Here is a 14981-nt window from a genome sequence, read left to right on the forward strand (position 1 = left end):
GAAAGCAAGACCTTTTATGATACAATAGGGCATGAGAATGCTACGAAGAAGGGTGGGGTCCTTTCATGGGTAAGAACGGTAAACGAGTGATCACCATGTTGCTGGCAGGCTGTCTTGTTGCCGCTTGGTTGCCGCGTACAGTTGACCTGGATCAATTGTATGCAGCGTCAGGCACGTCCGAACTATCTACAGCGACGGATTTGCGTCAGACACTGTTGAATGCGATGTCGCAGCGTACAGAGAAAGTGGTGTTTACCTACAAGGGGAATGTGAAGGGCCTCAAGAAACAGTTGCAGACCTCTATCGATGAAGCAATGAAGAGTGATCCTTATATTCAATATACAGTGAAAAGTTATGCGTTTAACTATAAAGGCTCCAATACATCGGCCGAGGTGGATGTGACCCTCTCTTACCGGGAAACGAAGGCGCAGACCGATTATGTGAATCGGAAAGTAGCTAGTGTGCTCAAAGAAATTATTAAACCCGGCATGACGAGTCATGAGAAGGTTAAAGTTATTCATGATTGGATTGTGCTGAATCTTGCTTATGATACTTCATTACAAAAATATACGGCTTATGACGGACTTGCGACAGGCAGTACCGTATGTCAAGGATACTCCTTGCTTACTTACCGCATGCTGGAGCGGGTAGGGATTGAAAATCGCATCGTTGAAGGTCAAGCAGGCGGGCAACTTCATGCCTGGAACCTGGTGAAGCTGGATGGAAAGTGGTACCATATGGACACGACGTGGGATGATCCAACACCTGATCGCAAAGGCGTTGTGAGTCATAGCTACTACTTGTTAAGTGATAAAGAGATGGCGCGTGACCATGTCTGGACAGGCAAAAACAAGTACCCTGCAGCCTATGCACCTTACCGTGATGCTCTGCTTAAACTGGCGAAGACGGACGGAAACAAGCAGGAGGTATACCAAAAGCTGTACCATGCACTGGAGTATTCTCTGTATAATGAACAGGATGCAGTCAAGGAACGCGCAGTGCTCAAAACCAAAGTTCAGGGTGTGCTAAATGAGGGCGGAACTTCGTTAACCTTCAGATATAAGGGCACAGAGAGCAGTTTGATCGAAGATTTGCAGGATCTGTACCAGCTGGGTATGAAGTCTATCTCTTATTTTGTCTCCAAGATGGAAGATACAACAGATCTGCGTGTCAAAATTAACTGGACCTTGTAATAGAGGGCAGGAGCATATAGTCTGGTTCAGGTTCAGTGGCGTCAAATATAGCTGTATCAACGTATCTTCGTACCAAGAGCACCGCATGACGGGTGCTCTTTTTGTTGTCCAGTCTGCCAGCATGTCCATTGTCTATTTTTTGTATAGGTTCCCCTGTTATTCTATTCCTCGGCGTCTGCCAACATTATGAGCGAGGAGGATATGCGGAACATGAAGAGACAAGTGGGCATCATGATGATTGCACTTTTGCTGGTTACGCAATTGCTACAAGGGATGGTGTTAACATCAACTGTGCATGCTCAGGATGACACGAACCTGATCTCGGCGGGTACAATGAATAATTTAGAACCACCTTCACCAGAAGAGGATGACACGGTTCCTGAGGAACAGGACAATACGGATACTACTACGGATGATGAATCAGTCCAGGGAGATGTGGATCAAACGGCATCTGTAGAGGAAGCGAACCATACAAACGTAAGCCTTATGGCTACCGCTGCTGCAGCTCCCGAGATTCAGGAGAATCTGATTACGAGTGTGCAGATGTACAACCAGAAGCCGGATTATGACGGCAACGGTCAGATCGAAGTCAAGGGAGACAAGATTGAGGATATTCGCCCACGGATATCGGATGAAGTTGCGGTTGTTTTTAAATGGGGATTTGGGGATGATACCCATTCTTACGGGGATGGATCGACCTTCACATTCCACCTGCCTGACAAGTTTATGATAGGCTCACAGCTGAGGGGCAGTTTGGACGGGGGCGTCGGAGAATACGTGGTGAACCCGGACGGCACCATTGTATTTACCTTTAATGAAATGCTCGAACATGCCAAGCTGGAAGGAAACTTCTATGTGTGGGTCAAATTTGACGAGAGCAAGATGCAAGATGGACTGAAACAGAAGATTGATTTTAGTGGTGCAGGTCAAGGCATTATTGATGTGAATTTTGCAAACACCGCGAAGGATGAACTTCAGAAGACAGGGAAAGCAAACAAAAATAATTTCAATTCGGATGAGATTGAATGGACCGTAGATTTTAATCAGGCCGAAAAGATCATGAACAATGTGGTTTTGGAGGATACATTACCGCTGGGGCTGTCACTTCAAGGGGATATTGAGATCCGCGAGCTGGAGGTCCAGTTAAATGGTTCCGTGAAGGAAGGTCCTGTTGTTAATACAGCAACCCAGTTCCCTGTAAACTTGGGCAATATCGACAAAGCATATCGTGTCACATACAAGACGAACATTCAGGCACCGACTAGTGCTCCCTATACAGGTGTAACTTATTCCAATGAAGTGACGCTGACAGCAGATCAGAGCGAGTATAATGAATCCGATCTTGGACGTGTTACGGTTAGTTTCAATGAACCGCTGAACAAGTCGGGACAAGAAAGTGCATACGATCCAGTTACTCAGACGATTACATGGAAGGTTCAGTACAACTATAATCAGCAAACCATTGCACAGGCAAGTGCATGGCTTGAAGACCGTTTCGATACGGCAAAACAGAGGCTGATTGCAAGTTCACTTCGCGTATATGAAGTACAGATTCAATCGGATGGTCGCCCTGGTACAAGAACAGAGGTTGATCCTGCAAACTACACGGTGACTGGTGTCGGCACCGGTTTTAATGAAGGTTTTAAGCTGCAGTTCAACAACGATATTGATAAAGCCTATGAGATTGAATATGACACCCAGGCCATACAGCGGATATACGAAAATGAGACTGTAGTTAATACAGTAAACACACAGGATGGCACGACCAAGGAAGGTCAAAAAAATATTGAGGAAGTTATTTTTGCGAAGAGTGTAAAAAATGAAAATTTCAATGCCAAGGAAATCGAGTGGCAGATTGTGCTGAACCGGGATCAAAAGGAGATGACGGACATCGTCATCACAGATGATTATACAGGCAGACATATGAAGCTTATTCCGGGCAGTCTGCAGATCAGTGGCGATCAGCAGGATCAGTTCGAGGCAGAACCTGTAGCAGACCCGGCGGATGTGAATTTTGAAAAAGGGTTTACGATTCGCCTGAAACCTGGCGGTATGATTAATAAAGAACATCTGATCACTTATAAAACAAGCTTTGATCCAACGGCTGGAATGCCAACAAACAATGAATATCGCAACACGGCAACGCTAAACTGGAATGAATCAGGCATTCCGCAGACCGCTATAACAAAGTTTGCTGTGGTCAGACCCCAGAATTACACAATTGAGAATGGTAACAAGAGGGGCGAATACAGCGCCAGGGACAAAGCGATTACCTGGACCATTGATGTGAATTACAATCTGTTCGATCTTCAGGAGGCCATTCTCAAGGATGCCTATATCGGGAATCAATCCTTTGTGGATGGATCATTGAAAGTGAATGAGCTTGAATTGAGGGGTGCCAACAATGTTACATCAGTTGGTGATGAGGTCACGTTGACATCGGGTCAATTCCAGCTTAACCCGGATGGCAAAGGTTTTACGCTGAATCTGGGTGACATCGGCAAAAAAGCTTATCGCGTGGTGTATCAAACGAGTCTGGACGGAGCGTATGCAGTGGAGGGTTCGTACAGCAATCATGTTGTTCTGACGGATGCTGAAGGCGGGCCTGTACGTTTTGACAAGAAGGCTGTAGTTACTCCAGCCCATGGCGGAGTATATGTGAACAAAACAGGCCGTCAGGTGGGGACATCAGATCTGGCCTCATGGGTTGTAAACATTAATCCAAGTCAGTCATTCATTGCCGCGGGTTCTGAATTAACGGACACGTTATCCGGCAACCAGATTTTGCTTGCCGATTCAATGAAGCTGTATGAAATTCAACTGCCTGCAAACAATTCAGGCGATGTTTCGGTGAAGGATCGGCTGGTTGATCCATCGGAATATGAATTGGCAGTGGACGGTAACACATTTACTCTCACATTTAAGCACGACTTAAACACGGCATATCTTCTGGAATATCAGTCCTTCATCAATGCTGATGATGGCGAGAGAATTCAAAATCAGGTTGATTTTGCAGGACAGTCCTCTTCCGTTGCGGGAGAAGGTAGCCAGGCTGGTATCAAGGTATCGATGGCTGGTGCAGGCGGAGGGGCATCCACCGGAGTGGGGAAAATCAAAGTGCATAAGGTGGATGACACCGGACAACCGCTGGAAGGAGCCATCTTCGCGATCTATAATGCATCTGGAACAATTCTTTTGGAAACATTGAAACCGACAGATGCGAACGGAATGGCCGAAAGCAGTCGGAATTATCGACTGCATCTCACGAGTGGTGTACCCTACCGTCTCAAGGAGGTTGCAGCACCCGCTGGATATCTAACAGACGCTGAGTATGGTTCTATTTCAGGCAAAACGATACAGTTCAAGGATGCGGATGCAGCCTTCGAGATTGTAAACGAAAAGATTCGTCAGGGCTTTGAACTGACCAAGGTAGATGCAGCAAATCCAGCCAAGACGCTGGAGGGGGCCGTTTTTGAGTTATATCACATTCAGGGCTCAACGCGTGAGAAGCTTAATGAACTCACGTCAGGAGTGAACGGCAGAATCACCAAAGGAGATTTGGAAGCAGGGGCGTATGAATTAATTGAAATTCAGGCGCCGGAATTTTATACAGTGGATAGTACACCTATTCCGTTCACGATTACTGCGAACCAGACACAAATTGTGACACTTACAAAAACGAACCACATCGGTACGGGAGGTAAACTGACCGTAACGAAAGTAAATGCCAAGGATCAAGCTCCATTGAGCGGAATTGAGTTCGAACTGCGTGATTCCTCCAACACGATTGTGGATACCGGGGTTACGAATCAACAGGGTATCATTGAATTTGGCAATCTGACTTATGATGTGTATACACTGGTGGAAACCAAAGCTGAAGGTTTCGTGATAGAAACCCCGGAGACTTCGGTATCCATTACCAAGCCAGACACTCAAGTGACGATCGAAAACAAGGAAAATGACCGTTCGGTAAAGCTGGTGAAATATAATGCAAGCCGAACGCAGCATCTGCAAGGTGCGGTCTTTGAATTACGTGCTCAATCAGCACTTATGGGGCCGGATGGAGAATGGCTGTTTAACGTGGTTACAGGCATCAACCCGACATTATTGACAACCGATCTCCACGGTGAGATTAAATTACAGCAGCTTGAACCCAATATGTATCAGTTGGTTGAAGTGAAGGCCCCTTCTGGTTATCAATTGGATCAGACGCCAGTTGTATTTGAAATTACCAATCGACAAACCGAGGCCGTTGTTGTAGAAAAGACAAACCGGGCTATTCCGGTATCAGGCGGGCCGAGTGAGCCGTATAATCCGGGTACGCCTAACATTGGCAACACTCCAGAACCAACGAAACCAAATACACCTGATGGGAAAACACCGGAAATATCCGTGCCTGGTACGATTGTAACGAAGCCTTCGGAACCCGCAGAAGGAAGCGCGGGTGGAAGCAAGCCGGATGATGATTCCGAGACATCGCCTCCAGCGCCTGAAACGGTCGATGGAAATGAGACGCAGCCTCAGGTGACAGAAGGCAATGATACGGGCGAAGATGGTGATCTTACACGTCCTACGGGTACAGATTCTGATCGTGAGGTTTCATCAGGGAACAGCAGCCATACGTCAGCTCAAGGCATGCTGCCCAAGACAGGTGAAGAGAGCTCCATCGTTTACACGGTCTCGGGATTAATGCTGATGGTTATGGGGAGTGCAGGGTACTTGTACTTCCGGCGCAGAGAGCAGTTCCAACGCTAAAGTGAGATGCTGGACACCCTGATCTGGACAAATACGAATAACGTATAATCAAACACCCTCCGGCCTATGCCACGAAGAATTGATCTTCGTGAGCAGGCGGGAGGGTGTTTTGACGTTTTTTTCTTGGTTAAGGCTGTATCACGGTGTAGCAGTCCATTTAAGTGTTTACTTTTACAGCGCGTATAATGAGCCGATGTGTTGCATCGATCAGCGGATCACAGGTGATCAACGTTAGAACTTCTCCAAGGCCCGGGTCTTCCAGAACAGATACATCGGAAGGCTCTACAACGGAAATCTGATCGATTTTGTAGTGTATGGTTGTTTGATTGGCAAGTATGATCTCTACAGAGTCGCCCATTTGAAGCTCACCCAGCCGGTTGAATAATCGACCTTTTCGATGAGCACGATGAGCAGCAATCGCCGCATTACCAGATTGTCCGATTGAAGCTGTCTCCATCAGATGGGCTGCAGCAAACTTCATATTTTCCTGAGTCGCACCTTCCAGAATAGGCAAGCGCACATCAATAACCGGAATAGAGATAATTCCAAGTGTTCCGGGTGCAAGGGAATTATTGGCGGCAATGTCCCCGGTAGTTCCCTCTTGGTCTGAATGACCGGTATCTATACTGCGTTCAAAGGTAAGATTCAGTTGAGACAGGCCGGACTGAAGATGTTTCAGTTCACTCAGGACTCGGCTCTGCTGCCAGTCATAATACATTCCTTGCAGCGTTGGAAAGCTGATCGTCAACAGGCCTAATAGCACAAGCAGGACAGACCACTTTTTCAAAGTACATCTCTCCTTCGGTTGAGAGTATAATAGGTGTTCCCTTATCTATTGTACGGATCAACCTATACAAAATATGGACAGAAAAATCCCCTGTTCCAAACAGATTGCTCTGTAGAACAGGGGATGAGGATTAGTCTTTTACTCCTTAATACCTGAAGATTCAGCAGGTGTGAAGTCGCATTCCTGTAGAGGGACAACTTTGGTCTTTTTGATCCATTTGTAACCGAGCCATAGTATCAGGAATAACGGTACACTCAGGTAAGCAACAAGGACTCCACTCCAGTCGATCTGGTCACCTGTGAATGCCTGATAGTTCTGTCCCAGAATAACGATGATACACAGCACAAAGGCAAAGATTGGACCAAACGGGAACCACCGCGCACGGTAAGGCAGATCTCTCAGATCCCGACCTTGTGCGACATAGGCTCTTCGGAATCGGTAATGACTGATCGCAATACCCAGCCACGTAATGAATCCACACATGCCGGATGCATTCAGCAACCAAGTATAGACGATACCGTCACCGAAGAGGGAAGCCAAGAATGCAAGCATGCCAACAGCGGTTGTGACAAGCAGCGCGTTCATCGGAATGCCTCGTTTATTCAGCTTGCCAAGAAAACGTGGAGCTTTGCCATCCCGGGCAAGTGCATAGAGCACACGGCTCGAAGCGTACATGCCGGAGTTACCGGCTGAGAGCACGGAAGTCAGGATGACGGCATTCATGACAGAAGCCGCAATCGCAAGTCCTGCTTTTTCGAAGACAAGCGTAAACGGGCTGACCCCGATGTTCTCCAGATCACCTTTGAGCAGATTCGGGTGAGTGTAAGGAATAATTAAACTGATTACAGTAATCGCCAAAATGTAAAAGATCAGAATACGCCAGAAGACCTGGCGAATGGCACGAGGTACGTTTTCGCGTGGATTCTCACTTTCACCTGCGGCGACACCGATCAATTCCGTTCCCTGGAAGGAGAAACCTGCGGCCATAAACACGCCGAGCACAGCGAAGAAGCCACCGTGGAATGGTGCATCACCGATTGTAAAGTTGCTGAAGCCAACAGCTTCACCGCCTAGAATACCAAAGATCATTAATACGCCGACACTCAGGAAGATAATAACTGTGGCCACTTTGATAATGGCAAACCAATACTCCGATTCCCCGTATCCTTTGACGGACAGGATATTCAAGGCAAAGATCAGTACCAGGAATAGCAGACTCCACAACATGGATGAGCTGTCCGGGAACCAATATTTAATCAGAACGGTAGCTGCAGCGAGTTCCGCGGCAATCGTTACCGCCCAGTTGTACCAGAAATTCCAGCCCATGGCGAAGCCGAGTGCGGGGTCAACGAAACGTGCCGCATACGTATTAAAAGAACCGGAGTCCGGCATAAAGGTTGCGAGTTCTCCCAAGCTGGTCATGAGGAAATAAACCATGATTCCAACAGCCGCGTAGGCAAGTAATGCACCCCCAGGGCCGGCAGTTGAGATGGCTGTACCACTTGCCAGAAAGAGTCCGGTACCAATGGAGCCGCCCAGGGCAATCATGGTCATGTGACGTGCACGCAATCCTTTTTTCAGTGTAGGTCCAGTTGTTGTTGTGTGTGATTGGTTGCTGCGGTCTTGCATGAAAACACTCCTTCAATTGTATTGCTGATGCAGATCATAGATCCATAAACAAAAAAAGACCACAGGCATGAGCCTGCGGTCTTAATATTTATATCCGCACCATGTCCCAGATGATTAAGATAGCTCAACACAGAAGAAGTCATACCTTTTTTAGAAAAAGATACGAATACTTCTGTGACAGTTCTGCACCTTTCGGCTGCAGCCCCAGCTCACCGGACCGATAAAGGAACGTCCAGTAAACTTCGGCGGGTACACCTTTCGGCTGATCTCAACAGCGGCTCCTAGCGCCTTCTTCAGCTTACTGATCGCACCCGCGACCTCTACCTCACCATGCAATGGATGAGGTGTATCTATTGTTTATGAAATTAGAAATCACGCTTTGAGCAGCGTGTAACCTGTTAATCAAACAGACAACAAGTATACCGCTCATCGATTTACAGTGCAATAACAAATGTTGGATTGTTCCCTGGAAGGTTCCTAAAGGACAAAACTAAAAGATAAATCTAATCCTGCTTTTTATTTCGTCCTGCCATCTGCTGCCACACCGTTCCGGCCGCCTGTTCACCAGACTCGATACGTTCTAGCGCCATTTTGGCCTGCAAGCTCACTTCAAATTCGGGATCTTCCGCGGCGAGACGTAAAGCCTGCTCCGCTTCTTCGGTTCCGACTTCATACAGAAAACGAGCCGCACGCCAGCGCACAAGTTTGCTCTTGTCCGTCAACGTTTCAATCATGGCCGGTGTGGCAACAGGGTCGCCGATGTCTGATAAAGTATCCCCGGCAGTACGCCGTACAGCGGGAGAACTGTCCCGAAGCGCTTCGTACAGAAGTTCCATCGCTTCAGGTGTACGAATATCCCCCAGATAGACAACGGCCAAGCGACGAATTTGCATTTTGCTGTCACGCAGTGCCTTTGCTACCAGATGCAGTCTTTCCTCTGTTGGTTCCATACCATCCAGTGCGGCATAGCGTACATTCCAGTCTTCATTCTGAAGAGCTTCTTCCAGTTCCGGTCCAGCCAGCGCACGCCGATGCTCGACGAATTCTTCTGTATTTGTACCATGCGCAATAGCTTGCTGAATAACCTGCTCCAATCGCTCCGGTGGATAAGCCGCTTCCAGTTCTTGTTCAACTTCACGCGCAATATCCGGTAGTTCACCGTACCGTACCCCGTAATCGCTCAGTTTACGTTCTTTGATCATTGTAGCGCTGGCAACTTCCGTAACGGCTTTGACAAAACGGTCTGATAGTGAAATCCGTTCCTCTTTCGTTCCGGCTTTGACGCGAATTTGCATCGGCACTCCGCGGAAAAACTGAACAAAAACTTGTGCTTCTCCAAAGTGTTCACCTGAAGCATCTTCTGATTCAATCCAGTCCAGATTTACGCTTTCCTGACCCAGACGGCTCTGTACTTCACCAAGAATCACAGACCAGTCTGCATTGCCTTTACGATCCAGAGCAACGAAGTCGGTCGTGTGGAATACACTTTTCACGCCTGGAATGTGTAACATCTGGCGAATAAACGCCGGGGCTGAACGTTCGTTGTCCAGTGTATAGGTTCTGCGAATCCCGTCTTCCAGACGTTCGTCGAGATGTAACATCATCGTATTTGGACTCGGTGTTGGTTCAATGGAAACTATATTCATGGGTGAAACCTCCTATAATAGCAGATTGATACATAAGCTCCCGTAAAATAAATCACACAGTACCTTTATTTTAACGGACACCTCTATTTTACATGAAATCAGGAAAACTGCGAAATTACATGCCGAGGAGAAGCATTAGCGCAGGTATGTGAAGAAGTGCGAAGATTGTTAACACTTCTTTCATGTTCGTGCACAAACATTTTTAAATGAAACCTGACACAATATAGGTAAGAAGCTATTGGAGGTTATATCTATGGAGCCTGTTACTGTGCTAACGGATGGAGAGCGTTGTATTAACTTTGAGAAAATCAAACCTTTGTTTGAGGATTGGATTGCTTCTGCGCCATCAGATTCAGTAAAGGGAACAGGAAGAGGGGATTGGGAGAATTCCCGTTTTTGCATTGTGGATTATAGGAACGCTGATCAGGCCATAGCCGCGGCGAAAGCCATCCGTGCTTTTGTACCGGATGTTCCTCTACTGGTCATTACCGATTTTACATCCTTGGTCCGTAAGCGTCATCTGCAACAGATTACAGGTATTGGTGTTATGAAGTTGATGCTCTGGAATGAACAAGACCCCGATCAATTGGTTAGCGGCATCGAGAAGTGGCTGCAAACTTTCGGGTACGAAACACCAATAACCATGCCTTCCGCTTTACACATCAGGTAAAACGAAAGAAGCATGGTGCTTGCAACTGTTTTTATACAGCTTTGTTATGTTTATGTTTTGTGATGGCTGTACCTACGACCAACTAGACCATATATTTATAGCCTGTACCCCATACCGTTTTAATAAAACGGGGATTTTTGGGGTCGGGCTCTATTTTTTTGCGAAGACTAGAGATATGTACGTCGATGGTTCGATCCAGATAGGCGCGTTCTGAGCCTTTGATGCGGTCCATCAGTTCATTACGGGTAAATACTTTGCCCGGATTGCGATACAATTCCTTCATAATCTCAAATTCGATATGGGTTACATCGATTTCAACACTATCTACAAATAGCGTTCTCCTGTATTCATTTACACTAATGTGACCTGTCATTTCAGATGGCTGATTCTCTTTAACGGGTTTATCCTGGTAAGTGATAATCGACCTGCGTAACAATGCTTTAATTCTGGCGTCCAACTCTTTCAGACTAAACGGCTTGCAGAGGAAATCGTCAGCACCGTTATGTAAGGCTCGAAGTCGATCATTTAACATCGTACTCGCAGATATCATCAGGACAGGAACGGTGGAATGTTGCCGAAAAGAATCAACAAGTTCGTTACCGTCAATTTCGGGCAACATCAAATCTGTCACCACAATATCAGGTTGAAACTGGGAAAATAAATGAAGTGCTTCACGGGGATGATGAACCCGCTCGGTTATGTATCCTTCCTCATCAAGAAAAAAAGCGATCATGTCCGCTAAATTCTTTTCATCTTCTATAAGAAGTACTTTGATTGACATAGCTTCACACTCCTTACGAACGAGGATTTGTTAAGAAATTACGATGAAATGATGAAAAATACCGCAAAAAATTTAATGGTTCTATTCCAGAATATAGGAAGTAGCACCAACTTGCAAAAAGACTTTACCTTGATAGTGTAGTTTATCATGAGATTACTTTTTTTGCCGAATCATAATTTTTGCCATACGTATTTTGAATGTTAATTAAAGTATAATGGATCAGAGTGCGTAAAGGGAAAAAAGGTTCGAAGTTATCACCAGCTATTAGGGGGAACAGATGTTGTTAGAGAGAACAAAGAGGGCAGAAGTACCTCGAATGCACGGTGAGGACAGATGTATATGTATGGGATAACGGAAGCAAGGAACCTGTTGGAACGGATTCTACTGCAACTGAGAAGACCCTGGATTGGAACATGTCTTCTGGTGTTCTTTGGCACACTAAGTTCCATTTTTCCGTTTACATTGTTCTATGGTGTTCAATTTGTACTCATTAGTGCCACAGCATTAGTTGCCCTTCGTTTGTATGGAGGGATATACGGTTTTGTATCACTTACGTTAGTTTATCTATCTAAAAGCCTGATCATTGGGCTGGATTCGCATAACCTTTATGTCATGGCTGGACATTTTATAGAGCTGATCTGGATGCTGGGGTGGCAGAGGTATTATAAAAAAGGCAGTCTGATCAAAGCTAACGCTGTGTTCTGGATTGTGATGTTACTTCCTGCAATTGGTTACGGATATTATGTTTTAGGCCTGACTGTGGAAGTGACCAAATATGAATATATGTACGTGGCTGTCGTGAGCATGGTCAACGCACTGATTGCAGGCATTGTGGTTGATTTTTGGATCACTCTGGGTGAACATCAGGCGAAACGTGCAGGCACGATCCCCCTAGCGAGAATTGCATTTAAATATGTGGTTGCTTTTGTTGTGTTTGTCTCTCTTGTCCTGTTGTCAGTGGATAGTCGCAGACAATTGAGCCAGATGAACGAATCCATCTTACGGGATATGAAACATGCAGCGAATGCTGTGGTTCAGGATTTAGATGAACAGTATGTAACGCCGGATAACCTTGCAGAAAATGTAGAGCGTTACCACCATTTGTTGGGTATGAATGTGATTTTACTAGATCAGCGTGGAACTGTCGTTGTTTCTGGAATCCCCGAGTATCTTCCGGGAGAATTCATAAACCTGGATAGTTTTCAGGTGCTGACATCCAGGAGCGGCCCAATTCTTTTAAATTCAGAGAAAGCTCATTACAGCGATATATTGGATCATTGGAGGCAAGCTTCTTTTATCTATGAGGCTGAGGAAACGGCTATTACCCCTTATCAGGTGTTTGTTGAAACCAATTCGTCCCAGTATTACACGCAAATTGAGAAGATCTATCTGACTACTTTTCAATCTTTATTCGTTATTATCGTTACATCCATGATTGTGGCAGCTCCTTTGAGTAGCAAAGTGGTTAGTCCCTTACTTCGTTTGACCCGGTTAACAGGTTCTCTTCCTCGTCTACTTTTTCGAAACGGAAATATGGATTGGCCGAGCAGTCATGTGACCGAAGTGCAGATCCTCATTGGAAACTTACGCAAGATGGCGGATGTGTTACTCGAACAATTCGAACAGATTCGACTCGATAAGTTAACACTGGAGGACAGGGTCATTGCTCGTACGAAGGAACTGAAGAACAGCGAAGGCATTAAACGTGCCATTATTGAATCTTCAATTGATGCCATTATCTCGGTTGATTGTCAAGGGGTGATCATTGAGTTTAACCCCGAGGCCGAAAGGATGTTTGGATTGGAGCGGGAAGAGGTTTTGTTGCAGAAGAAAGCCTCATCTCTTTTCCAGGGGATTAGTTTACAGGAAATTAAGTTGATGTTAGAGCAATATGAGTATGTCGAAGGCAAACGATATATCACGGTTGATGAAATATTAGGTGTTCGCAATGACGGCTCCGTTTTTCCGATTGAGTATCGAATTGTAGAGATTCAATTGGGGAAAAACGAGACGTTATACAATCTGTTCATCAAAGATATTACAGAACGTACTCGTGCAGAAGAAGACCGGGTGCGTCATGCCCTTGTATTGGAGCACCTTAACCTGGAGTTGTTCCAAGAGAAGGCAGCAATTCAGGAACAGCGCGATATCAGTGAACAATTCATTGAATCGGTTCGCGAAGGACTTGTCATGTCTGACCGTTCAGGCACGATTACAATTGTGAATCGCCGAATAGAAGAGATGTTTGGACTAGGTAATTTTCTAGGAGAATCCATCACTGACTTGGCTCAAGCCATCGATTCGATGGTACAGACGGATAACTTCAATCTGACAGAACAGACAAGAGCATTTCTGGATGGAGAACAAGCATTCATCGAGACCAATTTCTATTTTGATAACGTGGAGCAAAGCGTTTTTTCGTTGTACATGAAACAGATGGACGTGCCAGGGAAAAATCATGGATTCCTGCTCGTATTTCGTGACTTAACGGGTGAAGAGCGGCTGAACCGGATGAAAAACGAGTTGATTAGCGTTGTTTCTCATGAACTTCGTACACCTGTGGCTACCATCATGGGATATGTTGAACTGATGTTAATGTATGACCTCCCGGCATCCCAACGTAAGGAGTTTATGGAGACTATTGCGTCTGAAGGCAAACGTCTGAGCAGCTTGCTGGATGATGTGCTTGATATCCAACGACTCGATAATGAAGGCATGACTTATCATATGACCTACGTTCCTCTCGTGGACCTTGTTGAAGGTGTAGCAGAACAATGGAACATGAAGTCTTCTCAGCGGATCTATGTGCATGTCTTTAATGGTGATCTCTTTGCTTATGCGGATCAGAACCGGATGGTTCAAGTATTGCATAATCTGATAGGCAATGCGGTAAAGTACTCTCCAGGAGCAGAGCGAATCGACGTCACATTATGGGAAGAAGAGGGAGCATTGTGCATCGATGTAAGGGATTATGGCATAGGGATTGCCGAGAGTGAGAAGGATCTACTGTTTAACAAATTCTATCGTGTAGATAATTCGGATCATCGTCAGATTGGTGGCACGGGCCTCGGTCTGTATATTTCCCGCAAAATTGTGGAGGATCATCAAGGAAGTCTGACCTTCATGTCGGCGCCAGGGAAAGGCAGTACGTTCAAAGTCAGGTTGCCCAAACAGGACGTTGTTCTCTAGTTCTTAACATATCGTTATTATAATATCGTGAGCTTTTATCTTTTGGCACGTGACCGTGCGGAAAGGTAAAGGCTTTTTTTTATCGTTCTAACTTTGTTTTTCGTCATCTGGGATAAAAAAACGGGAACTTTTGCACACTGTATATAGAGCCATAATTTGCATTCTGTGCAAAAGGAGGGCACCACGTATATGTTTCGCAAACAAGAGAAAACGCTCATCATCGTTTGTTTGGTGGCGGCTGTAGTTGTACTGTACGCCGTAGTCAAAAGCATCATTCGTATTATGAGTTATTAAAAATCCGTTCAGGCATGTACATAACCCATAACGATTC

At 45.7% G+C, this 14981-nt stretch carries 8 protein-coding genes and 1 riboswitch; of the genes, 4 read left to right on the forward strand and 4 right to left on the reverse strand.

All coding sequences use genetic code 11. The features are described from left to right. The first annotated feature begins 65 nt into the window (after nucleotides 1-65). Nucleotides 66-1193, forward strand: coding sequence for a transglutaminase domain-containing protein (locus tag H7T88_RS09930; RefSeq protein ID WP_090924460.1), 1128 nt, complete (start codon nucleotides 66-68; stop codon nucleotides 1191-1193). Nucleotides 1194-1403: 210 nt separating this feature from the next. Next, nucleotides 1404-5948, forward strand: coding sequence for a collagen binding domain-containing protein (locus tag H7T88_RS09935; protein ID WP_221788298.1), 4545 nt, complete (start codon nucleotides 1404-1406; stop codon nucleotides 5946-5948). A gap of 157 nt (nucleotides 5949-6105) precedes the next feature. On the opposite strand, the gene H7T88_RS09940 is transcribed toward H7T88_RS09935, so the two are convergent. From H7T88_RS09940 to H7T88_RS09955, 3 genes are all read right to left on the reverse strand, one after another. Then, nucleotides 6106-6735, reverse strand: coding sequence for a class D sortase (locus H7T88_RS09940; protein ID WP_154891732.1), 630 nt, complete (start codon nucleotides 6733-6735; stop codon nucleotides 6106-6108). A 138-nt stretch (nucleotides 6736-6873) separates the two neighbouring features. Next, a complete protein-coding gene (locus H7T88_RS09945; RefSeq protein WP_154891731.1) occupies nucleotides 6874-8364 on the reverse strand; it encodes an amino acid permease in 1491 nt (496 codons plus the stop codon). A gap of 112 nt (nucleotides 8365-8476) precedes the next feature. Continuing rightward, nucleotides 8477-8695, reverse strand: a riboswitch (Lysine riboswitch). A 172-nt stretch (nucleotides 8696-8867) separates the two neighbouring features. Next, nucleotides 8868-10010, reverse strand: a complete 1143-nt coding sequence (locus H7T88_RS09955) for a virulence factor (protein ID WP_154985122.1) — start codon at nucleotides 10008-10010, stop codon at nucleotides 8868-8870. A 253-nt stretch (nucleotides 10011-10263) separates the two neighbouring features. Between H7T88_RS09955 and H7T88_RS09960 the strand changes: the two genes are divergently transcribed. Beyond that, nucleotides 10264-10680: a hypothetical protein gene (locus H7T88_RS09960; protein WP_154960162.1), complete on the forward strand. Its 417-nt coding sequence runs from the start codon at nucleotides 10264-10266 to the stop codon at nucleotides 10678-10680. Between the two features lie 82 nt (nucleotides 10681-10762). On the opposite strand, the gene H7T88_RS09965 is transcribed toward H7T88_RS09960, so the two are convergent. Further along, entirely contained in the window at nucleotides 10763-11461 is a 699-nt protein-coding gene (locus H7T88_RS09965) for a response regulator transcription factor (protein ID WP_154891727.1), read from the reverse strand. Between the two features lie 339 nt (nucleotides 11462-11800). Here H7T88_RS09965 and H7T88_RS09970 point away from each other — a divergent pair, with 339 nt between their 5' ends. After that, nucleotides 11801-14650, forward strand: coding sequence for a PAS domain-containing sensor histidine kinase (locus H7T88_RS09970; protein ID WP_221788299.1), 2850 nt, complete (start codon nucleotides 11801-11803; stop codon nucleotides 14648-14650). The last annotated feature ends 331 nt before the right edge of the window (nucleotides 14651-14981 follow it).

The organism is Paenibacillus cucumis (ex Kampfer et al. 2016), from assembly GCF_019748695.1.
In the GTDB taxonomy this organism is placed as follows: Bacteria; Bacillota; Bacilli; order Paenibacillales; family Paenibacillaceae; genus Paenibacillus; species Paenibacillus polysaccharolyticus.

Bases quoted from the DNA above. Each gene is read 5' to 3' on its own strand.
- H7T88_RS09930 (WP_090924460.1), top strand. From the start codon at position 66: ATGGGTAAGAACGGTAAACGAGTGATCACCATGTTGCTGGCAGGCTGT.
- H7T88_RS09935 (WP_221788298.1), top strand. From the start codon at position 1,404: ATGAAGAGACAAGTGGGCATCATGATGATTGCACTTTTGCTGGTTACG.
- H7T88_RS09945 (WP_154891731.1), bottom strand. From the start codon at position 8,364: ATGCAAGACCGCAGCAACCAATCACACACAACAACAACTGGACCTACA.
- H7T88_RS09955 (WP_154985122.1), bottom strand. From the start codon at position 10,010: ATGAATATAGTTTCCATTGAACCAACACCGAGTCCAAATACGATGATG.
- H7T88_RS09960 (WP_154960162.1), top strand. From the start codon at position 10,264: ATGGAGCCTGTTACTGTGCTAACGGATGGAGAGCGTTGTATTAACTTT.
- H7T88_RS09965 (WP_154891727.1), bottom strand. From the start codon at position 11,461: ATGTCAATCAAAGTACTTCTTATAGAAGATGAAAAGAATTTAGCGGAC.
- H7T88_RS09970 (WP_221788299.1), top strand. From the start codon at position 11,801: ATGTATGGGATAACGGAAGCAAGGAACCTGTTGGAACGGATTCTACTG.